The sequence below is a fragment of the Pseudomonas sp. MWU13-3659 genome (assembly GCF_023757525.1).
Taxonomy (GTDB): domain Bacteria; phylum Pseudomonadota; class Gammaproteobacteria; order Pseudomonadales; family Pseudomonadaceae; genus Aquipseudomonas; species Aquipseudomonas entomophila_E.
Map to the genome: position 1 here is coordinate 147,655 of NZ_JAMSHW010000004.1, position 20,260 is coordinate 167,914.

General features: G+C 64.3%; 17 protein-coding genes. 5 read left to right on the plus strand and 12 right to left on the minus strand.

The genetic code is table 11. The features are described from left to right. Positions 1-100: 100 nt before the first annotated feature. On the minus strand, positions 101-481 hold the full coding sequence (locus tag NGM28_RS07585; RefSeq protein WP_252089489.1) for an MmcQ/YjbR family DNA-binding protein: 381 nt from the start codon (positions 479-481) through the stop codon (positions 101-103). Beyond that, entirely contained in the window at positions 474-1,376 is a 903-nt protein-coding gene (locus NGM28_RS07590; protein ID WP_252089491.1) for a LysR substrate-binding domain-containing protein, read from the minus strand. The genes NGM28_RS07585 and NGM28_RS07590 overlap by 8 nt, the downstream gene beginning before the upstream one ends. A 133-nt stretch (positions 1,377-1,509) precedes the next feature. Here NGM28_RS07590 and NGM28_RS07595 point away from each other — a divergent pair, with 133 nt between their 5' ends. Both NGM28_RS07595 and NGM28_RS07600 read left to right on the plus strand, forming a co-directional pair. Next, the gene (locus NGM28_RS07595) at positions 1,510-2,121 is read left to right on the plus strand and encodes an FMN-dependent NADH-azoreductase (RefSeq protein WP_240063050.1); all 612 of its coding nucleotides are present in this window, start codon (positions 1,510-1,512) and stop codon (positions 2,119-2,121) included. Between the two features lie 135 nt (positions 2,122-2,256). Beyond that, on the plus strand, positions 2,257-3,306 hold the full coding sequence (locus NGM28_RS07600; RefSeq protein WP_240063049.1) for an alpha/beta hydrolase family protein: 1,050 nt from the start codon (positions 2,257-2,259) through the stop codon (positions 3,304-3,306). Here the strand turns inward: NGM28_RS07600 and NGM28_RS07605 are convergent. The 4 genes from NGM28_RS07605 to NGM28_RS07620 all read right to left on the minus strand — a co-directional run bounded on the left by NGM28_RS07605 (position 3,265) and on the right by NGM28_RS07620 (position 9,367). After that, positions 3,265-4,434, minus strand: coding sequence for an MFS transporter (locus tag NGM28_RS07605; RefSeq protein ID WP_252089493.1), 1,170 nt, complete (start codon positions 4,432-4,434; stop codon positions 3,265-3,267). The two genes, NGM28_RS07600 and NGM28_RS07605, sit on opposite strands and share 42 nt — an antisense overlap. Positions 4,435-4,635: 201 nt before the next feature. Next, positions 4,636-5,235, minus strand: a complete 600-nt coding sequence (locus NGM28_RS07610) for an START domain-containing protein (RefSeq protein WP_252089496.1) — start codon at positions 5,233-5,235, stop codon at positions 4,636-4,638. A 123-nt stretch (positions 5,236-5,358) separates the two neighbouring features. Beyond that, on the minus strand, positions 5,359-6,195 hold the full coding sequence (locus NGM28_RS07615; RefSeq protein ID WP_252089498.1) for a bifunctional allantoicase/(S)-ureidoglycine aminohydrolase: 837 nt from the start codon (positions 6,193-6,195) through the stop codon (positions 5,359-5,361). A 271-nt stretch (positions 6,196-6,466) separates the two neighbouring features. Beyond that, positions 6,467-9,367, minus strand: a complete 2,901-nt coding sequence (locus NGM28_RS07620) for an RHS repeat domain-containing protein (protein ID WP_252089500.1) — start codon at positions 9,365-9,367, stop codon at positions 6,467-6,469. Between the two features lie 195 nt (positions 9,368-9,562). On the opposite strand from NGM28_RS07620, the gene NGM28_RS07625 reads away from it, so the two are divergent. Then, entirely contained in the window at positions 9,563-10,471 is a 909-nt protein-coding gene (locus tag NGM28_RS07625) for an NHL repeat-containing protein (protein ID WP_252089503.1), read from the plus strand. A 57-nt stretch (positions 10,472-10,528) separates the two neighbouring features. Here NGM28_RS07625 and NGM28_RS07630 read toward each other — a convergent pair whose 3' ends face one another. Further along, positions 10,529-11,200 carry a class I SAM-dependent methyltransferase gene (locus tag NGM28_RS07630; RefSeq protein WP_252089505.1) on the minus strand — a complete coding sequence of 224 codons (672 nt, stop codon included), beginning with the start codon at positions 11,198-11,200 and terminating at the stop codon, positions 10,529-10,531. A gap of 105 nt (positions 11,201-11,305) precedes the next feature. Between NGM28_RS07630 and NGM28_RS07635 the strand changes: the two genes are divergently transcribed. Then, entirely contained in the window at positions 11,306-12,058 is a 753-nt protein-coding gene (locus NGM28_RS07635) for a methyltransferase domain-containing protein (RefSeq protein ID WP_252089507.1), read from the plus strand. Positions 12,059-12,072: 14 nt separating this feature from the next. On the opposite strand, the gene NGM28_RS07640 is transcribed toward NGM28_RS07635, so the two are convergent. The 4 genes from NGM28_RS07640 to NGM28_RS07655 all read right to left on the minus strand — a co-directional run bounded on the left by NGM28_RS07640 (position 12,073) and on the right by NGM28_RS07655 (position 18,425). Continuing rightward, on the minus strand, positions 12,073-13,464 hold the full coding sequence (locus NGM28_RS07640) for an APC family permease (protein WP_252089509.1): 1,392 nt from the start codon (positions 13,462-13,464) through the stop codon (positions 12,073-12,075). 195 nt (positions 13,465-13,659) lie between these two features. Beyond that, on the minus strand, positions 13,660-14,925 hold the full coding sequence (locus NGM28_RS07645; RefSeq protein WP_252089511.1) for a carbohydrate porin: 1,266 nt from the start codon (positions 14,923-14,925) through the stop codon (positions 13,660-13,662). 108 nt (positions 14,926-15,033) lie between these two features. Then, entirely contained in the window at positions 15,034-17,439 is a 2,406-nt protein-coding gene (locus NGM28_RS07650; RefSeq protein WP_252089513.1) for a glucose/quinate/shikimate family membrane-bound PQQ-dependent dehydrogenase, read from the minus strand. Between the two features lie 392 nt (positions 17,440-17,831). Continuing rightward, positions 17,832-18,425, minus strand: a complete 594-nt coding sequence (locus tag NGM28_RS07655; RefSeq protein ID WP_240063039.1) for a TetR/AcrR family transcriptional regulator — start codon at positions 18,423-18,425, stop codon at positions 17,832-17,834. A gap of 104 nt (positions 18,426-18,529) precedes the next feature. Between NGM28_RS07655 and NGM28_RS07660 the strand changes: the two genes are divergently transcribed. Beyond that, the gene (locus NGM28_RS07660; protein WP_252089515.1) at positions 18,530-19,900 is read left to right on the plus strand and encodes an MATE family efflux transporter; all 1,371 of its coding nucleotides are present in this window, start codon (positions 18,530-18,532) and stop codon (positions 19,898-19,900) included. Here the strand turns inward: NGM28_RS07660 and NGM28_RS07665 are convergent. Next, positions 19,888-20,217 carry a cupin domain-containing protein gene (locus tag NGM28_RS07665; protein ID WP_252089516.1) on the minus strand — a complete coding sequence of 110 codons (330 nt, stop codon included), beginning with the start codon at positions 20,215-20,217 and terminating at the stop codon, positions 19,888-19,890. The genes NGM28_RS07660 and NGM28_RS07665 overlap by 13 nt on opposite strands. Between the last annotated feature and the right edge of the window lie 43 nt (positions 20,218-20,260).

Sequence of the window (20,260 nt, forward strand, 5' to 3'; positions counted from 1 at the left end):
CCCAGGCTTGGCGCGGTCCCTGTAGGAGCCGGCTTGCCGGCGAACCAGACGGCGCGGTGTGTGGCACCGGCATTGCCGGTGTTCGCCGGCAAGCCGGCTCCTACAACAACGCGTCGCCCCCTGTAAGCAGCATCCCCACTTGCAAGCGCTTGGGCAGCCGTCGCACCACCAGCTGGTGCGAGCGGCGCAGCAGGTCGCTGAGCTCCTCGCGGCCCATGGGGTAGGGGCGTGCCATGCTGATCCACTTGGCCCTCGCCAGATAGGGTGCCGGGCTTATACCCGGGCGATCGCAATAACCCAGGAACAGCTCGTCGGCAACCTTGAACGCCAGCCCGTCACCGTTGAGCCTCTGTATCGCGAACATCTTGTTACCCGCTACCGAGAACACCCGGATCCCGCCCCACTTGTAATCTTCCCTTGCCCCAGGCAGGCCCAGGCAATACGCCGCAACTTGCTCTTCGGTCATCCTTTTCTCAGACATAACGCTCTCCACAGGCTTCGAACGAGGCGGCCAGGTGGTCGATCCACACCCTGACCGCAGGCAGTAAACCACGCCGGTGCGGGTAGACCGCTTGCAGGTAGCCGCCCGGCAGCGACCAGTCTGGCAACAGGCGAACCAGTTCGCCGCGTTCCAGCTCTTGCTCGCAGAACATGCTCGGCAGCGCGGTGAAGCCCAGGCCCGCGCGCACTGCGGCGTTGCGCACGACAAAGTCGTCGATGGCCAGGCGGGGCTCCAGGGCGACATCCTCCTGGCGCCCGTTGGGGCCGAACAGGCGGAAATGCACCAGGCGGTCGGCCTCGGCCGCACCCAGCACGGGTAGCGTAGCCAACTCGGAGGGTTCGCGAATGTGATCGGCGAAACCCGGCGCGGCCACCAACTGCATCTGCGCCTGGCGCAGGCGACGGGTGACCAGGGCCGGGTCTTCATCGCCCAGGTCACGCACCCGCAGGGCCACATCGATGCCTTCCGAGATCAGGTCCACCCGACGATTGAGCAGCACCATGTCCAGTTGCACCAGCGGGTACTGGGCGAGGAAGCGGCTGATCACGTCCGGCAGGAAGGCATGGGCCAGGGCCACCGGGCAAGACACCCGCAACCGGCCACGGGGCTCGCTGGACATGCTGGCTACCACTTCATCGGCCATTTCCGCTTCCAGCAACATGGCCTGGCAATGGTGCAGATAACGCTCGCCCACCGCCGTGAGCTTGAGTTGCCGGGTGGTGCGTTGCAGCAGGCGTGTGCCCAGGCGCTCCTCCAGCTCGGCGATGCGCCGCGAAAGGCGCGATTTAGGGATGCCCAGCTGGCGCCCGGCGGCGGCGAAACCACCGGCTTCGACCACCCGGGCGAAGTAGAAGAGGTCGTTGAGGTCCTGCATATGACAATCTCATTGTTCTACCAGTGGAACAATCTAACGCATTTTTGCCGGCTTATCAGTCATTCGGTGTATCGATAGGATTCTCCCCAACGTGATCGCCCACCGCCGCGGTCTTCTTTCACAGGAGAGTCCCATGAAACTGTTGCATATCGATTCGAGCATCCTGGGCGACAATTCCGCCTCCCGTCAGCTGAGCCGTGAAGTGGTCGAGGCCTGGAAAGCCGCCGAGCCAGGCATCGAGGTGGTCTACCGTGACTTGGCCGCCGATGCCATCAGCCACTTCTCCGCCGCCACCCTGGTGGCTGCCGGCACCCCCGAGGAAGCGCGCGATGCCGCCCAGGCCCATGAAGCCAAGCTCAGCGCCGAAACCCTCGAAGAGTTCCTGGCTGCCGACGCGGTGGTGATCGGTGCGCCGATGTACAACTTCACCGTGCCGACCCAGCTCAAGGCCTGGATCGACCGCGTCGCCGTCGCCGGCAAGACGTTCCGTTACACCGAAGCCGGCCCTGAAGGCCTGTGCGGTGACAAGAAGGTGATCCTGGTTTCGACTGCCGGTGGCCTGCACCAGGGCCAACCGACCGGCGTCGGTCACGAAGACTTCCTTAAAGTGTTCCTGGGCTTCATCGGGATCACCGACCTGGAGATCGTCCGTGCCCACGGCCTGGCTTATGGCCCGGAGCACCGTGCCAAAGCCATCGACGCCGCCCAGGCGCAGATCGCGGGTGAGCTGTTCGCCGCAGCCTGATCGAGGCGATAAAAAAGCCGATCGTCGCCCCAAGGCGCCGGTCGGCTTTTTTTCATGCTTTTTTCATGTTGGCCGGGCACAACGGGTTCTAAGCTGGCGAATACGTCCGCCATGCGGGCGTGGGAGCGCCTGCGCATGAACAGATTCCTCACCTTGATCACCTGTGTGCTGCTCGGCAGCCTGATGGCCCAGGCCGAAGCCGCACCGTGGGCGGCCGGGTTGCATCGGCTCACCCTGACTGACCCGGTGGATGCCCGGCCCATGCAGGCGCTGGTGTTCTACCCCTCCAGCGGCGAAGCACGCCCCGTGCGTATCGAAGGCTATCAGACCCGGGTCGCAGAAGAAGCACCGGTGGCCATGGGTCAGTTTCCCTTGCTGGTCATTTCCCACGGCAACGCTGGCAGCCCGATGGCCTTGCATGACCTTGCCAATGGCCTGGCGCGGCAGGGGTTCGTGGTGGTGGCGGTGGTCCACCCCGGTGACAACGGCCGCGACCATAGTCGGCTGGGCACCCTCAGCAATCTCTACGGTCGCCCCTTGCAGATCAGCGCCGCTATCACGGCGGTGCGCACAGACAAGCTGCTGGCACCTTATCTGAACGATGGCAAGGTTGGCGTGATCGGTTATTCCGCAGGCGGTGAAACGGCCTTGATCCTGTCGGGCGCCCGTCCCGACCTGGAGCGCCTGCGCCGCTACTGCCAGGAACGCCCCACGGACGCCGATGCCTGCAAGACCCACGGCGTGCTGATCGCCGACCACAGCGAGCTGGCTCCACGGGCCGACCCGCGCGTAGGGGCGGTGATGCTGATGGCACCGTTGAGCCTGATGTTCGGTCGCCATGCCCTGGCGAGCGTGCACGTGCCCGCGCTGATCTACAGCGGTGACAACGACCAGTTACTGGCCCTCGAGCACAATGCCGATGCGCTGGCGCGCAAGTTACCGGTCACGCCGGACTACCGTTTGCTCTCTGGTGCCGGGCATTTCGTGTTCATGGCCCCCTGCGATGATGAGCAACACCTGCGCATGCCCGCACTGTGCAAGGATGCCGACGGTGTCGACCGCCGCCATATCCACCGCTCGCTGCGCAGCGAGACCACGGCGTTCTTCAGCCAGGCGCTGGGTGCGCCGGAGCCGGCCGAACGTTCAGCCGCGGCGGGCCAGCAGCAGGGTCAGGGCCACCCCTGACAGCGCCAGCAGGGCGGCGACCGCGAAGATCGAGGCGTACCCAAGGTGCACGGCCACCGCGCCCATCAATGGGCCCGCGATGGCCAGGGCCAGGTCGAAGAACACCGCGTAGGCGCCAAGCCCAGCGCCTCGGCTGCTGCTGGGGACTTGCCGGATCGCCTCCACACCCAGGGCGGGGTACACCAGCGACAGCCCGAACCCGGTCAGCCCGGCACCCAGCATCGCCCACAGCGGCGAGGGCGCCAACCACAACAAGGCCAACCCCAGCACTTCGGTGGCCATGCAGGTGACCGCCACGTTGTAGCCGCCGAAGCGGTTGACCGCATTGACGAACAGTAGCCGCGACAAGATGAAGCACAGGCCGAACGCGCTGAGGCACCAGGCTGCGCCGACCCAGCCGCGTTCGAGGTAGTAGAGCGTGACGAACGTGGTGAGGGTGCCGTAGCCGATCGACGCCAGGGTCAGCCCCAGGCCGCAAGGCGCGACCCGGCCGAATGCCGACCAGAATGGCAAGCGCTCGCCGCGGACCACCTGGACTTCAGGGCGAGTGCGCAGCACCAGCAGGGCCACCGCCGCCAGCGCCAGGAGGACCGGCCCCAGCACCGCGAAATCCAGGCTACCTACCAGCAGCACGCCTGCCGGTGCGCCGATGGCGATGGCGCCATACGAGGCAATGCCATTCCATGAGATCACCCGTGCGGTATGTTCAGGCCCCACCTGGCCGATTCCCCAGCTCAAGGTAGCGACGCCAATCAGCCCCTGGGCAACGCCCAGCAGCAAGCGCCCGGCCAACAACAGCACCAAGCTCACCCAGGGCAAGGCAAGGGCCCAGGCCGAGAGTAATGTCAGCACGCCGCAACCGGCGATACCGTACAACCCATAGCGAATGGCCCGCTTGCCGCCCAGGGTGTCGGCGACCCGGCCGGCGAATGGGCGGCTGACCAGGGTGGCAAGGTACTGCAGGCCGATGGTCAGCCCGGCGATGACCGCACCGAAGCCCAGTTGGTCATGCACATGGCCAGGCAGCACTGCGATCGGCAGGCCGATGCAGAGGAAGGCGATGAAGGTATAGAAGACGATGGCGAGGATCTGCAGCGTGATGCTGGAGGTGGGCTGTTGCGCGGTCATGGGTTCGTTCGCGGGCAGGCGGTGGGGCGTGGCGCCATGATGGGCGCTGCATGGTGAAAAAGGAAGCAGGCTAACGAATAATTCGCGCGGCATCAGAACCCTGTAGGAGCCAGCTTTGCTGGCGAACACCGGCAGGGCCGGTGCCATCCACCGCGTCGCTCGGTTCGCCGGCAAAGCCGGCTCCTACATGGACCGAAGAGGTCAGGGTTGCCGTTCGGCAACAGCCCTGAGCGTTCTGAGCGTGACGACCGGGGCGTCGACCACGAAGCGATTGGCCAGCCAGCCCGGGACGTCGCCGGCCGGGTCGGCCTGCAGTTCATAGGTCACCTCGGTCAGCCGTTCACCCAGCGGCTTCATGACCCATTCGCCCCGCAGATGACGCACGCGGATCAGGCCCGGTTGTTCGGGCAGCCTGCCAGGCTCGGCGCTCAGATGGCGTACCAGCGAACCATTGTCCAGGCGCTCGGTGCGCACTTTCAGCACGATGTCCCGTGGCAGGGTGGGCCACGGCAGGTTGGTGGTCAGGTAGACCCAGGTGCTGTCACCTTCGACATCGAGCAGGCGCATCTGGTTGCAGGCATACAGCCATTTGCAGGCCACCCGCAGGTTTTCCTGCAGGTCGGTGAGGGTGCGTACGCTGGCCTTCATGGTACTGACACCGCGGAATTGCTGGTAGGGCGATTCGGCGACGGCGCTCAGGTAGACACGGATGCCTTCACGGTCGTAGGCCAGGTTCCAGGTATCGGCGGCCAGGGGGGGGGCCGAGAGCAGAAGGGCGGCGAGCAGGGGGTAGCGGTTCATGGCCGGTATCGCGCGGGGAGAGAGGACGAGTGGCCAGTATGCGCGGCAAATGAGTGGGTTGCCACGGGGAGAGGTTCGCCGGCAAGCCGGCTCCTACGGGAGACGGCTTGCCGGCGAAGAGGGTCAGCGCTGTGGGTTCAGGGTCAGGTGCACGTGGCGGTTGACGTCCTTGTACAGCAGGTAGCTGAAGGGCCCTGGGCCGCCGGAGTAGCAGGCCTGCGGGCAGAAGGCGCGCAGCCACATGAAGTCACCGGCCTCGACCTCGACCCAGTCCTGGTTCAGGCGGTACACCGCCTTGCCTTCCAGCACATACAGGCCGTGTTCCATGACGTGGGTTTCGGCGAACGGAATCACGCCGCCCGGCTGGAAGGTCACGATGTTGACGTGCATGTCGTGGCGCATGTCGGTCATGTCGACGAAGCGGGTGGTGACCCAGCGGCCTTCGGTGCCCGGCATTTCGATGACGGTGGCGTTGTCACGGTGGGTGACGAACGACTCGGGTACCGGCAGGCCTTCGACTTTCTGGTAGTGCTTGCGCAGCCAGTGGAAGGTGACGTTGGCCTTGCTGTTGTTGCGCAGGCTCCAGTCGGCGCCAGGCGCCAGGAAGGCGTAGCCGCCCGGCACCAGGGTGTGGTGCTTGCCTTCGACGGTGATGTCGATCTGGCCTTCGACCACGAACAGCACCGCTTCGGCGTTCGGGTCCAGCTCAGGGCGCTCGCTGCCGCCTTCGGGGGCGACTTCGACGATGTACTGGGAGAAGGTTTCGGCGAAGCCAGTCAGCGGGCGGGCGATGACCCACATGCGCATCTTGTCCCAGAACGGCAGGTGGCTGGTGACGATGTCACGCATCACGCCTTTGGGGATGACGGCATAGGCTTCGGTGAACATGGCACGGTCAGTCAGCAGCTCGGTCTGAGCCGGGTGCCCACCGTGGGGGGCGAAGTAGGAAGGTTTCGACATGAACGGTCTCGACTTGTTGTTCTCTCCCCATGCCTGTCTCCACACCGGCCGGTGCGTGCAGGGGATGCGTGGACAGCATAAGAGCCTGCTGGTGGCATCCACAAATTAAATGTTGAAATGCTCGACATTCGATTTTTGAATTTCTGGTTCCCGTGCCTGGCTGTGCAGGCGAAGTTGAAAGCAGGGTCGGCTGCCCGATGCGTTGGAACGTCGTGCAGCCTTGCCTGTTTTCACCTTGCCGATCGATGCGCGACGAATGCTCGTAGGCGCCTTATTTTTTTATCTGGTTACGATTGTCACTGACCCGCTTTCTAAGGAGGTTGGTAATGCGCAGGCCGTTATTTATTGGTTTCTCAATGTCGTCGAGGAAGATTGCCTCCTTGCCTTTGGAGTTTGGCGATATAATGCCAAGGCTCGGTGTGATGTCAGAATTATTCGGGTCCACGACTTGCCATGCTCCCTCAATATTGGCTATTGGTTTTGCAAGTTTTTTGAAAGTGTCGTAGAGCTCTTGGTGTAACTCTGTCAGGTAGTGTATGGTCTTTTCTGCGCTGCTATCAACCAAGTCAAGGTATTCTCTCCTTGAGAGATTCATGGCGCTGTATGCGCTTCCTAAAGACTTTGATAGGCTGACAAGCGAGACAGACTCCAAATCTAAGCCGATTATCTCTTCCAGGGCTGCCTTGGCAGCGCTTTCGGTGACGTCTTGTAGCTTGTTTGTAATCGTGTCCTTGGCTTTGGAAATAATTTCTCTTTTTATGCTGGCTGACGCATCCTTGACTTTTGATAGCAAGTCATATTCCGGGCTTATCGGTTGAGGGTCTGCAAACGCATCTATTAGAGCGATCACACCCTTTTTTGCCAAGGACTTTGTAGCGGGTGGGGCTGCAATCGTTATAAGGCTATTGGCGGAGCCTGAGGCAAAGTTTGCCCCGATCTCGAGGGCGATGTGCGTGGCTTTTGACTGGGTAAAACTATACATCTGTTTGTTTATGCTTTCAGCTATTTCCGGTATCTTTCCGAGGCCTTCAAGTTGGCCTTTGAATAGTTTTATTTTTAGGTTTTGTATTTGTTCGTTGAGTTTGCCCTTTGCGCTGTTTAGTAGGGTTTCAAAATGGGTAGGGGGTGACGAGTTCTCCGTGGCGTTGGCGTCCTCCAGGTTGAGCCCCAGCATGTCCTTGAATGATGTCGGGTTGTTCTTGACCATACGATACAGGTTCAGCCCATCCACTGTGCCCGCCGAGTCTGCGCTCAGCCAACGCCCCAACCAGGGCTGGTAATAGCGATAGCCGTAGTAATACAACCCGGTCGCATCCCGTTCCTTGCCGGAATAGCGCACGGTCTTGTACTTCGCTTCAACGTTATTGTGTGGCATCCACACTGCGGTTTCCCCATACGGGTAATACTCTTCCTGGCTGATGATCTCGGCGTCTTTATCCAGTTCCAGGCCGATACTGCCAATCAGGTCGGCATAGCTGTAACGTATCGAGTCGTTGGTCATGCGCGGAGGCAAACCGGTTTCCCAGTGCAGCACCCGCACCTGGGCACTGCCGGCGGCCCCGACGATGATTTCGTGCCGCGACGATTCCACGGTCGTGCCGCTGTATTGAGTGCGCAGTTCCAGCCCCGGCAGGTAGAGCACGTGGCTGAGGCGCAGGGTCCCGGAGGTCAGGTCCGAGCGGCGCTTGACGACCCGCTGGCTGTGGGCGTCGTAGTGGTAGGTTTCCTCATCGGTCGTGAGGCTGGGGCGGGCGATCAGCGCGGCCCGCGCCAGTTCGCCCCGGGCGGTCCAGTCCAGTTGTTGGGCCGCCTGCAACTGGCGTTGATTGCCCGCCGCGTCGAAGTACCCGTCGACCTGGGCGGGATCTGCCGTCACGTCCTTGGACACGGCGCGGTTGCTGCGGTCGGACACCGTGAGTTCGATCGTGTAGGCGCTGGGCGGGTGTTGTGGGTTGTGCTGGATACGGAAGAGGTTGCCGCCACGGTCGTACTGGTAGTGGCGAACATAGTTGACGAGGGTGCCGTCGGTGGAGGGGGGCAGGAGGGTGATCGGGCGATTTTTCTGGTGTTGCTTGGCGATGTCGAGCAGTTCGCGGCTGGTGGCGCTGGCCAGCTGGTAGAGGGTGTCGTAGGTAAAACGGTGTTCGGGGACGACCTTCTGGTTGCGGTAGAAGCGTGTCGCCTCGGCGTCATTGTGCAGGAGGATCACATTGCCGACCGGATCGTAGGCGTAGCGCAGGTCTTGCAGTTGTTTCGGATCTTTCTTGCGCTGCGTCAGGCTTTGAATGAGACGTTGGGTGCGTGGTTCGTAGGTGAAGGTGGTGACCACACGGTTGCCGTGTTCTTCGCGCAGTTTCTGGCCGGCGGCCGAGTAGACGATGGACACGAGAATAGCTTGCTCTGAGCCACCGTTGACGGTGAGCCAACTGCTGGCCAGCTGTCCGGCGATATTGTGGACCAGGCGCTGTTTGTGGCCACGGGCGTCGGTCTGTTCCCGCAGGGTGCCGGTGGCGTCGTTGAGGGCCAGGGTGGTGTAGGGTTCCGGCGCCAGCAGGCGCTCCCATGCTGCTTCGTCCGGGCCTTGCCAGTCGGCTTCGTCGTTGGCGGTGAGCAATTGGCGGGTCGAGGACAGCGGCTGACCGGTGAGTGCGACGCTGTCGGTGCCGAGACGGCCGGCAGTGTCGTAATGACGGACAGGTAGACCGGCCAGGTTATGGTCTTTGCTAGCCTGGTCGGTGCCGGCCCAGACAAAGCGCTCGGCGATGCGGGGCGTTGCTCCGGCGAAGCTCTCGGTGGCACTTAATGGCCGCCCTGCGAGTGGCGCCGATTCATAGTGGTGATAACGAGCGACGTCGTTGGCGCTGAGGTGCATCAGCGGGCGCCCGGCGCTGTCGTTCAGCGCGATGCTGCGGCCGGCATCGACACTGTCGGTGTGCAGCGTTTCACCGGTCATGGACAGCTGATAGGTGAAGTTGGGGGCGGGTAGGCGTGGGTCGGTGCTTTCCACGGGATGGCCAAACGCATCGAACCGGTGGCGGGTGATGCGTTCGTCGATGTCCGCGGGTGTATCCGGATGGCGGTGGTAGACGATCTGGCGCACGGCCAGGCCGCGATTGTCGCGGACCGCCACCGTCGGTGTTCTGTGGTGCAGCGAGTGATCTGAGGTTTTCATCCTGTTCTCCTTGACCATGCCGCAGAAATGTCGGCATGCAATTACAGGTTAGTCGAGGTCGAAAAATCACCCTGTAGGGGCCGGCTTGCCGGCGAACAAGGTCGTCCACGAATGCCGGGTCATGACGCCTTGCCTTTCGACAAATTTTTCACATCACCTTGCTAGGATCACGAGCTCTTCCAAGGAGCCGATTCGATGACGCAAATCCTGCGCAGGCGAGCTGTCCGCCTGGCCCTGGCCACCACGGCTGGCCTGGTGGCCAGTACCTTGGGCTTCTTTGCCTGGCAGAGTTTCTACCCGGTACAGGCAGCCAACGGCTGGGAAGTGCAGGTACTGCACAACTCGGTGACGCGCGCCGCTTCGCTGTTGCCCCAGGCCGACGGCAGCCTGCTGGTCAGCCGTGAGCTCAATGGCGGCAAGGGCAGCATCCTGCAGATCAACGCCACCGGTGAGCGCGTGGTGGTTCTCGAGGGGCTGTCCAAGCCTGATGGCATGGTGGCGGTCGACGGCGGCTGGGCGTTCAGCCAGGAAGTGGGCGGGGCGCCGGTCAGCCTGTCGCGCAATGGCCAGGTCACGACACTGTTCGACGGCAACAATGTCCAGGGCCTGTTCAACGATGGCGATTACCTCTATGCCATCGAAGATCGCAAGGGCGATGGACGGTTGATGCGCTACGACTGGCGCAACGGTCAGCTCGAGGTGCTGCGCGCTGGCCTGACCGAGACCGAAGGCCTGACACGCTGCGCCGACGGGCGTCTGCTGTACACCGAGAAGGCCACGGGCAAGATCCGTGCGCTCAACGCGGACGGCAACGACCCGGTGGTGGTCGAGGGGCTGCGCAACCCGACTTTCCTGCTGTGTGATCAGCGTGGCCTGTGGATCAGCGAGGACTCCACCCACCGTGCACGCCTGTTGCGCATCGATGGCGATGGTTCGCGGCATGTCGTGCTGAGCTACCTGAAGGCGCCCCAGGCCATCGTGCCCGACGGGCGTGGTGGGTACCTGCTGGCCGAGGGCGGTCGTGATCGTGTGTTGCGGTTGAGTCCATCCATTTCGCAAAGCACGGCCGAGGTTGAAAGTGGCAAGGGTGAGCCTGAGGCCTGAGTCTTGCGATGGGGCGGTTCGCCAGCAAGGCTGGCTCCTACAGGGTAGGTGGCGCGCTCAAGGCAGGTGCTGGGCCACCAGTAGCAGGGACTGTGGCACCGGGCTTTGTGGATGTTGTGGCTCTTGCAGCTCGACCAGGCTGAACCCTGCCATGCCCAGCGCCTTCAGCCAGCTGGACAGCGTGCGGAAATACCAGGGCATCGGTTCCCACTCACCTGCAAGGCCAGTGAATGACTCCTCCCTCCAGCCATCCTGATAGTTTCCGCCTGCCACGGCCCAGGGGTGAAGGGTCTGGATCAACAGGCTGCCAGCGGGCTTGAGCAAACCATGCATCGCCGTGAGCAGGGGAATGATGTCTTGCTGCAACAGGGCGAAGTTGGCGCAGATCAGGTCATAGTCGTGGCCAATGTCCACTTCGCCCTTGGCCAGTTGCGCATAGCTGGCCAGGTGCACGCTTGGCGAACCCGCTGCTTGTGCGGCCTCGACGAGTGTCGCTTCGCCATCCACCCCGACAGCTTCCACCCCGCGATCAGCCAGGGCACGCAGCAGCCAGCCCTCGCCGCAGCCCAGGTCGAGGACACGGCTCGGCTGGTGTCCGAGCAGCGCAACGAGGATTGCCTGGTCGGTGACCTGCCGGCGTGATTCGATGGCGCCGGAGCGCACGGCATCGATCCAGGCGCAGGCATTGTGCCGCCAGCTGGGTAGCAGGGTGTTGTCGGGGCTGGTCATGGTCAGGTCCGCCAGGCTGGGGTGGGTTGAGGATAGAGCAGATTCGCCCTTGTGCCTGTGAGCCTTTGCTCGGCACACTGGCGCTCCTTCGCGAAGGAGCGGCGCATGGCACTTTCGACAACGGATTTCACCACCCGGCTGCTGCTCGATGCCGAGATCGGCCCAGGCATGCGGGTACTCGACGTGGGCTGTGGCAAAGGCGATGTGACCTGGCTGCTGGCCAGGCTCGTGGGGCGAGACGGCGCGGTGGTCGGGGTCGACCGGCAGGTCGAGGCGCTCGCCTGTGCAAGCCAGCGCGAAGCAGCCGCAGGCGCTGCGACACCGATGTTCATCCCGTGTGACCTGTACGCGCTGCCGGATAGCCTCGGGTTGTTCGACGCCATCGTTGGTCGTCGGGTACTGATGTACCAGGCGGAGGGGGTGAGGGCCTTGCGTGCGTTGGCCCGGCATCTGCTGCCAGGCGGGGTGATGGTGTTCCAGGAGCACGATGCAACGCTGGCGCCGGCCTGCCTCGAACCGTTCCCATTGCACCGCAAGGCTCAACAATGGTTGCAGCGCATGATCGCGCTCGAAGGGGCGGACCTGCACATCGGTTTCAACCTGCAGCGCCTGTTCAGTGAGGCGGGGCTTGCCGTCGAGCACCTGCGCGCCGAGTTGCTGGTACAGACACCCGCTCAGCCCTACGCCTTGGGCGATATTGTCCGCGCCTGCCTGCCACGGATCATCGCCCTGGGCGTGGCGACGGCCAGGCAGGTCGGCATCGAAACCTTGCAGGCCCGCCTGGATGCCGAGCGCCTGGCGACGCCGGCCATCTACATCGGTGACGTGGCGTTCGGCGTGATCGGGCGCAAGCGCTGAACGCCACGTCCGCTTCAGAGTGGTTCAGGCCGTAGCAGTGGCTTTTTCATCACGACTTTGATCCACACCAGCGCGATCAGCGATACCACCACCAGCACCACGCCCGCCGTGCCGAAGATCTTCAGGCTCATCTCCGGGCTGGGCGAGGCATTCCAGATCGCATACAGCATGCCGCCGATACCGAACAGTTGCGGCAGCGGATAGAACGGCGTGCGGAACGGACGCGCCAGGTGCGGGTAGCGCTGGCGCAGGGCGATCACATCGAGATGGACGATGATGTAGGCCAACAGCCAGGCCAGGGCCGCCGACAGCAGCAACAGGTTGATCGCCGCTGCGTCCTGGCCCATCAGCAGGATCGGCAGGCCGGTGATCGCCGCGACGAACAGCACCGCCACCCACGGTGTGCGCGCACGCGGGCTGAGCCGTTTGAACTGCGGGAATGCCTGGCCATTGCAGGCCATGCCGTAGAGCATCCGTGGGATGGCGGCCAGGGAGGTGTTCAGGGTGCTGCAGGTGGCGGTCACCGCGGCGATCACCAGGAACACTTCACCGGTCTTGCCAAACACGGTGGTGGCGAACAGGTAATGCGGCAGCGCATCGCTGCTCAATCCCTCGCGTGGCACCAGGAACAGCGCGCCGAGACCGTACAGGCCGATGGTGGCGAAGATCACGGTCAGGCCGATCATCATCGAACGCGGGATATTGCGTTCGGGCTTGCGGGTCTCTTCCACCAGCGAGCAGACGAATTCGGCGCCGACGAACCCCCACACGGCCATGGCGGTCAAGGCCAGCACGCCCGCGCCCATGGGGTTCCAGTCACCTTGCAGCAGGGTGGTGGTGGCGCCCTCGGCGTGGCCTTCACTGATCGCGGCAATGCCGAGGATCAGCAGCACGACGACCATCACCACCGCCATGGCGCTCTGCAACTTGGCGAAGATGTCGATGCCCATGAGGTTGAGCAGGGTAAACACGGCGAGCACGCCAAATGCCACGCTGTACTGGGGAAAAACGCCGGGGTAGACCTTGCCGATGATGAGGTCCAGGAGCAGCAGTTCGGCCGAAAGAGCGAACATCGCCACTACCACGTAGCCGGAAAAGGTGGCGAGGATCGCCGGGAAGTGCCCGAGGGCGACCTCGGTGTAGCTCGACAGGCTGCCGGCGCGCGGCACCAGCAGGGCCAGCTCGGAGAACGAACAGGCGTAGCTCAGGGCCAGCAGGTAGGCCAGCCCCAGCGGTACGATGAAGCCCAGGCCGGCGGTGCCGACGCCCTGGAGCATCATCACCATCACCCCTTGCGATACCACCAGGCCGACCGCCACCGCCAACAGCGATCCCAGCCCCAGGACCCGGCGAAAACCGGCTTGATCGTGCTGCACGCTGGCAGGCACGGATGCACGTGCACTCATGAGAGTTTCCCCGCTCGTTGTTGTTGTAGTTGCGCCAGATAGTGGAACAGGGGGCGGGGTGGGGAAATTAGTAAAAATGTGGTCGGTGCAGAACAAAAAGCTGGCCCAAGGCAGCGTAGGAGCCAGCCTTGCTGGCAAACCGGGGCCGGAGATCGGGCAACGCCATTCGCCAGCGAGGCTGGCTCCTACAGGCTGTCAGAAGGAAGCCTTGACCTGCAGCCCCACCACCAGCGCATTGTCGATGTCCTTGCCGGAAAACGCTCCCGGTTCGACGATGTACTGTACATCCGGGCGCAGGTTCAGCCAGGGCGTGGCCTGGTAGCCGTAGCTCAGCTCGATCAACTGCTCGGCACTGTCCAGGTTGGGGAAGCCCTGCCCGGCATCGAGCGCGGACGCTTCCAGCACATCACGGCTGCGCGGATTGGGCACGGCACGGCCATAGCCCAGCGCCAGGGCGTCGCGTGGCCTGCCTTCGAATGGCTTGTACAGCACCACGCCCGCGCCATACCACCTGGTGAACGGCGAGGCGGCCTTGCTCGAGGCCGAGTACTGGCCGAAGGCATGCAGAGTTCGCCCAGGCGACACCGGGTCGCTCCACACGGCCTGGTCGACCAGCAGGTAATGCCCGCCACGCCCGGCGACTTCCTGGCTGCTGCCGATGCGTTTCACATTCGAGCTGTCGTAGTAGTACCCCAGCTTGTACTCGGCCGGCAGTTCACCCTGAAGTTTGTACACCAGCTCCACGGGCACCACGGTACCGGTGGTGTGTTTCGGCCCCAGGTGCCAGGCGCGGCTTGAATTGCCGTTGCTTTCGGGGTCGACGTTGAACGCTGCGACGCGCAGTTGCCAGGCGGGAGACAGGTCGTATTTCACCCGCGCGCCCAGGTGGGCATTGGGATAGTTGGTCCAGCCGCTGCCGCCGGACATGTTCAGTGGGTGGCCGCAGAAACCAGCGTTCATGAAGTTGCACAGGATGCCGCTGTCCAGCCCGCCAAGGTCGTTGCCCATGGCCATGTAGCCGAGCTTCACGTTGAGCGTGGGGGTGAGATTACCCTCGTAGCTGAGTTCGGTGAGGCGGGTGTAGAGACCGCCATAGTTCTCCTGGATCGGCAGGCGGTTGCCCACCAGGTCTTCCGAGGCACTGTTGCCACGGCGGTCGTTGACGGTCAGTTGGACTTTGCCGCCGTTGTCCAGGCCGTAGAGCTTCGCCAGGTCGAATTGCACGCCAAGCTTGAGGTTCTGTGAGTAGCGTGCCGAGCGATGCCGGCCGCCGTGGGTGTTGTAGGCGGTTTCACCGCTGTAATCGCCGGTGAACTTGAAACCGTCTGCTTCGAGTTGGTGACGCAGGCCGCCCCAGTCGCCGGTCAATGTGTCGCGGGTGAGCAGGTTGGCGTCGGCGAGGACGGCGGTGCTGGCCAAGGCCAGCAACAGCGTGGGGGTAATACAGAGTGCGCGGGGCATTGCAGGGTGTCCTGGGAAATTCGATTGACTTCGAAACTGGTTCGCCGGCAAGCCGGCTCCTACAAGGACCGTAGGAGCTGGCTTGGCGGCGAACGGGGGCGACGCGGTCTATGGCAATGCGTAGGCCATCACATAGTCGCCACGGTCGGTCGACTGGCGCGCGCCGCCAGCGGTGACCACCACGTACTGCTTGCCGGACTTGGGCGACACATAGGTCATCGGGCCGCCCTGGCTGCCGACCGGCAGCCGGGCCTTCCAGATCTCGTTGCCGTTACCGCTGTCGTAGGCGCGCAGGTAGAAGTCCTGGGTGCCGGCGATGAACACCAGGCCGCCTTGGGTCGACAAGGTGCCGCCCAGCGTCGGCAGGCCGATCTTGATCGGCAGGTGCATGCGGACCCCCAGTGGGCCGGTGTCCTCGACGGTGCCGACCGGCACCTGCCAGGCGATCTGCCGGGTGTTCATGTCGATGGCGGTCAGGGTGCCGAACGGCGGGGCCTGGCACGGGATGCCGGCCACCGAGAGGAAGCGGTTCTTGTTCACCGCGTAAGGGGTGCCTTTGAGCGGCACCGCGCCCATGCCGGTGTTCAGCGCCTCGCCACCGGAAGCCGCCGAGCCCTGGTTCTGCGACGGGATCATCTGGATCCACAGGCCCAGGCGCATGTCGTTGACGAAGATGAAGCCGTGCACCGGGTCGGTGGAAATGCTGCCCCAGTTCATGCCGCCCAGCGAGCCCGGGAAGCTCAGCGACAGGTCGGTGCCGGGCGCGGTGTACAGGCCGTCGTAGCGCATCTTCTTGAAGTCGATGCGGCACAGCAACTGGTCGTAGGGGGTGGCGCCCCACATGTCCGACTCGGTCAGCGTTTGTGCGCCGATCTGCGGCATGCCAACCGATTTCGGCTGGGTCGGGGAATACGGCTCGTTGGGAATGTTGCTGGGTTTGACCGCCACTTCATCGACTTGCGTCAGCGGCTTGCCGGTGGCGCGGTCGAGCACGTAGATCTGCCCGGCCTTGGTGCCGATCACCACGGCGGGCACGGTCTTGCCGTCATCCCGGGTGAAGTCGATCAGGCTTGGCTGCATCGGCAGGTCGAAGTCCCACAGGTCGTTGTGCACCGTCTGGTACACCCACTTTTCATTGCCGGTGGTGGCGTCCAGGGCCAGCACCGAGGCGCCGTAGGTGTGATCCAGCTGGCTGCGCTCGACACCGTAGATGTCGGTGGAGGAGGAGCCCATCGGCAGGAACAGGGTATTCATCGCCGGGTCGTAGGACATCGGCGCCCAGCTGTTGGGGGTGCTGCGTACGTAGCTCTTGCCTTCGTCCGGGATGTTGCGGTCCTGTGGGTTGCCCGGGTCGAAGGCCCAGCGCAGTGCACCGGTGATCACGTCGAAGCCACGGATCACGCCGCCAGGCATGTCGGTCTGCACGTTGTCCGCCACGCGGCCGCCGACCACCACGGTGGTGCCGGCCATCAGCGGCGCCGAGGACAGTTGGTAATACGAGTCGGGCACGTCGCCCAGGCCCGCCTTGAGGTCGACCTGGCCGTTGTTGCCGAAGCCCTGGCAGAACGCGCCGGTGTCGGCGTCGACGGCGATCAGGCGGCCGTCGATGGTGTTGGTCAGCAGGCGGCGCTGGCAGTTGGCGCCGGCCGGAACGCTGGCCGCGGTGATCGGTGAGCTGTTCGGCTGGGTCGGTTGGGCGATTGGCGCGGTGGCGTCGAAATAGGCCATGCCACGGCAGCGCTGCCAGACCTTGGACTGGGCGTTGATCGCGTTCTTCCACAATTCCTTGCCGGTGTCGGCATCGAGGGCGATCAGGTTGTTGTGCGGGGTGCAGATGAACACCTTGTCGCCGACTTGCAGTGGGGTCAGCTGGTCTTCCGCGCCGTTGCCATCGCTGATGGCCACGTCGCCGGTGTGGTAGGTCCACGCCACTTTGAGCTTGTCGACGTTGCCGCGGTTGATCTGGTCCAGCGCGGCGAAGCGGCTGCCGCCCTCGGTATTGCCGTAGTGGGCCCAGTCTTTCTGCTGGTGGCTGGCCTCGACCGGGGTCAGGCCCGGGCCCTTGCCGGTGGGGGCGACGCTGGGGTGGGCGACGAACATGTTGCCGGCGGCGATTGCCAGCAGCACGGCCAGTACGCCGGCCACACCATAGGCGCCACGGGCCTTGCGCCGCACCAGTTGCGGGTAGGCCAGCGCCACCGCCAAGCCGATCGCAGCGAACATGAACAGGCGAGAGAACAGCGGCCAGAACACCAGGCCGGCGTCGATCACTGCCCACAGCGCGGTGCCGGCCAGGAACAGGGCGTACAGCCAGGCACCGGCCGGCTTGCGGCGGGCGATGAGCACACCGGCGATAGCCATGACCAGGCCGCCGACCAGGAAGTACCAGGAACCGCCCAGGCCGGCCAGCTTGACGCCGCCAGCGGTCAGGAGCAGGCCGAGCAGGGCGATGACCACGCCCAGGCCGACCAGAATGAAGGTTGAGGCGCTTGACGCGCGCGGGGTGTCTTTCATGCCAGGGATCTCGCAGGTTGAATGCGGTGCAGTGTATGCCCTTAGCAAGCTAATTAACAAGTTAGTACATTTTGCTTTCCCTAATGTCTCACGCGTGGCCACGTCGCAACAGACGTAGGAGCGGATTTATCCGCGATGCGCTGCGCGGGCGGCGCTCGGTGTTGCAGGCACTGACAATCTTTGCGTCATGTGCCTGAAGCCTTCGTCATCTCCTGTCGAACAGGGAGAGGCTGCTCGGGGCGGCAAGGGCCAGGCCCATGATCGCATGCAGGCAGGCAGATACTGGGTGGGGTCTTGCTGCGCTCTCAGGACCGAGCGCCGCCCGCGCGGCGCATCGCGGATAAATCCGCTCCTACAGGGTGAGGCGCAGTGGACGTGCCGCTACTGTCAGGTCAAGCCTGCAAACCCTCCAGCAAGCACCGCAGCGCGGCCTTCACCCGTTCCGCCGCCACCTGCGGATCCTTCTGGGCAATCACCCACATGCCACTGTCACCCATCGCGCCATTGATCAGGTGAGCCATGGCCACCGCGTCGAACGCCCGCAACCTGCCGGCCTCCTGCAACTCCACCAACCCCTGGGCCATGGGCCCGATGTAGCTGGCCTCCTCGAGTTCGCGCAGACGGGCGCCCAGCACCGCAGGGGCGTCCTGCAAGAGGATGCGGCGCAAGGCCTGGTCGTGCAGCAGGTCGTAGTAGTACAGGCAGGTGTCGATATAGCCCTCCCACGGGTCGTCGTGGGTGGCGTAGCGCTCATCCAACAGTCGGTTGATGTCCTCCAGCAGGCTTTGCACCACGGCGGTGAACAGTCCGGCTTTGCCGCCGAAGTGGTGATGCAGCGCGCCACGGGTGAGGTCGGCCTCGGCGCACAGGTCGTCCATGACCACGGCGGCAAAGCCTTTCTCGCTGAACTGACGGCGGGCCACGGCGATCAGCCGCTCGGTGGTGTCGGCGCTCATCGCGGCGCGGCTGCGACGGGGGGCGGGCATAAGGAACTCCAGAAGAAAAGGCGGTGGCTGCAAATTAGCATACGTTGCGTATGTCAATAAATGGCATTAGCATACGCAGCGTATGTAAATTGGAGGTTTTCACCGTGACTGCTTCTGTTTTGCGCCCGAAGAGCGCCTGGTTGGGCGAATTGCCAGGGCTTTTGCGCCTGGCTTTGCCGCTGGTATTGGGCCTGTCGGCCGCCGAGTTGATCAGCCTGACCGACACCGTGTTGCTGGCATCGCTCGGCACTTTGGTGCTGGCGTGCGTGTCGCTGACCGCCAGCGCCGGCCTGATTTTCCACGCTGGGCTCTACGGGATGCTCGCCACGCTTAGCGTGCGTGCCGGCCTGGCCTTTGGTGCCGACGATCCGGGTGCCGTGGCGCGTACCTTGCGCGCCGGCCTGGGCTATGGGCTGCTGGTCGGTGTGCTCGGCTGCCTGGCAATGCTGGCCAGCCTGCCGGTACTGCAGTGGCTGGGCGTGCCGTTGCCGGATGTGGCGCTGCTGACCCCGTACTGGCAAGCCATGGCGGTGTTCCTGATCCCATATTGCCTGGCGGTGGTGTTCAAGGATGTGCTGGAGGCCATCGGTCGCCCATGGGTGGCGGTGCTGCTGGTGATGAGCGCAGTGCTGTTCAACATCCCGCTGAGCTACGGCCTGATCCACGGCCATTTCGGCCTGCCCAGGCTGGGGCTGGTGGGTGCAGGTATCGCCGGGGTGGTCGCCGAGTCGCTGGCCGTGCTGCTGGCCCTTGCATACTGGCGCCTGGCGCCGTCGTTGGCGCGTTATCGCCAGGCCACTCGCGGGCAACCTTTGCACTGGCGGACACTGCTGGGCGAAGGATGGCCGTTGGGCCTGGGCTACCTGGCCGAGGCTGGCGCGGTGGTGATCGCCGCCTGGATGCTGGGCTGGCTGGGCAATGCAGCGCTGGCGGCCAACCAGGTGGTGCAGTCGATCGGCGCATTGCTGTACATGCTGCCGCTGGGCATGGCCGCGGCGGTGAGCATCCGTATCAGCCAGGCCCAGGGGCGAGGCGAGCAGGCCCGGGTGCGTGCCATCGGCAGCGCCACCTTCATCAGCGTGACCGCCTGGATGGTCGTCGCCACGGTGTTGCTGGCCGTGTTCGGTCGCCGGATCGCCGAGGCCATGAGCGACGACCCGCAGGTCGTCGCCATCGCGGTGCCTATGTTCGTGGTGGTGGCGGCGATGCAGGTGGCCGATGGCTTGCAGTCCACCGCGCTGGGCGCCTTGCGTGGGTTGCAGGACTACCGCTGGCCGGTGGGCGTGACCATGGTCAGCTACTGGTTGCTGGCGCTGCCGTTGAGTTACTGGCTGGCGTTCCATTCCGCGCTGGGCGCGGTGGGCGTGTGGGTCGGCTTTGCCTGTGGCCTGGCCGTGGCGGCAATGCTGCTGCCCTGGCGCTTCTACTGGTTGCAGTCCCGCCCGGCAGGGCAGCCGCTGGTTCAGGCGCCGTAGAACACCGCCAGCCACACCGTGGCCACGCCGGCCTTGGTCCATTCCACCCGGTGGCGGCAGTGGGGCGGAATGTCCAGGTAATCGCCGGGGCGCAGCACACGGGTTTCGGACTCGTGCTCCAGGCGCAGCCCGGCGCTGCCGCTGAGCAGCACCACCCACTCGCCTTCGGCCTGGTCGTACCAGAAGTCCGGCGGGCTGGCCTGGCCGCTGGAGACAATGCGCTCGATGCGCAGGCCAGGACGGCGCAGCAGGTCGTCGAATTGCTCGGCAGCCTGTGGGGTGAGGGCGGGCAGGGCAGTGAACAGATTGTCGGCCATGTGTGGTCTCGTGCGTGGTTGATTACCGCTGGTGATTGTAGGA